Origin of the sequence: Methylobacterium sp. WL103 (assembly GCF_008039885.1) — a bacterium.
GTDB lineage: Bacteria > Pseudomonadota > Alphaproteobacteria > Rhizobiales > Beijerinckiaceae > Methylobacterium > Methylobacterium cerastii.
This window is the reverse complement of the sequence record NZ_VRUX01000911.1, coordinates 1-1,208: the sequence shown is the minus strand read 5'-3', so window position 1 is coordinate 1,208 and position 1,208 is coordinate 1. Positions and strand designations below refer to the sequence as shown.

The 1,208-nt window shown below is 71.4% G+C and carries 1 protein-coding gene; it reads left to right on the top strand.

Features of this window, described 5'->3' with window-relative positions; genetic code table 11:
• Positions 1–1,208, top strand: a 1,208-nt coding sequence (locus tag FV222_RS26645; protein ID WP_147816136.1) for a xanthine dehydrogenase family protein molybdopterin-binding subunit, incomplete at both ends; no start/stop codon positions are given.

Here is a 1,208-nt window from a genome sequence, read left to right as displayed (position 1 = left end):
GGCGAGGAGCGCGTCGGCGACTTCGAGGGGGCCTTCGCGCAGGCGCCGGTCACGCTCGACGAGCGCTACACCACCGCCGACGAGAGCCATGCGATGATGGAGCCGCACGCGACCATCGCGGCGTGGGACGGCGACAAGGTCACGCTCTGGACCTCGAACCAGATGATCGGCTGGGGCCACGGCAGCCTGGCCAAGATCCTCGGCGTCCCGAAGGAGAACGTCCGTCTCGATTCGCCCTATGTCGGGGGCGGCTTCGGCGGCAAGCTGTTCGTGCGCGCCGACGCGGTGCTCGCCGCCCTCGCGGCGAAGGCCGTGAAGCGGCCGGTGAAGGTCGCGCTGACGCGTCCCCTCATCGCCAACAACACCACGCACCGGCCGGCCACGATCCAGCGGGTGCGCATCGGCGCGACCAAGGACGGCACGATCACGGCCATCGCCCACGAGAGCACGTCCGGGAACCTTCCGGACGGCGATCCCGAGACGGCTGTGAGCCAGACCAAGCTGCTCTACGCCGGCGCCAACCGCCTGACCGCGATGAAGCTTGCCCACCTCGACCTGCCCGAGGGCAACGCGATGCGGGCGCCCGGCGAGGCGCCGGGCCTGATGGTGCTCGAGGTCGCCATGGACGAGATGGCGGAGAAACTCGGGATGGACCCGGTCGAGTTCCGCATCCGCAACGACACCCAGGTCGACCCGCAGGACCCGAAGCGCCCGTTCTCCAAGCGCGACCTCGTCGGCTGCCTGCGGCTGGGGGCGGAGACCTTCGGATGGGCCAAGCGCAACCCGCGCCCCGGCCAGGTCCGCGACGGCCAATGGCTCGTCGGCCACGGGATGGCGGCGGCCTTCCGAAACAACATGGTCCTGAAGTCCGGCGCCCGGGTGCGCCTGGACGGCGACGGCACGGTGACGGTCGAGACCGACATGACCGACATCGGCACCGGCAGCTACACCATCATCGCCCAGACGGCCGCCGAGATGATGGGCGTGACCCTCGACCGGGTCGTGGTGCGCCTCGGCGATTCCGCCTTCCCGGTCTCCTCGGGGTCCGGCGGGCAGTTCGGCGCCAACTCGTCGACGGCGGGCGTCTACGCGGCCTGCGTGAAGCTGCGCGAGGCGGTGGCGCAGCGGCTCGGCATCAACTCCGAAGACGCCGTGTTCGCCGACGGGCAAGTGCGGGCGGGCAACCGCGCCGTGCCGCTCGGCGAGGC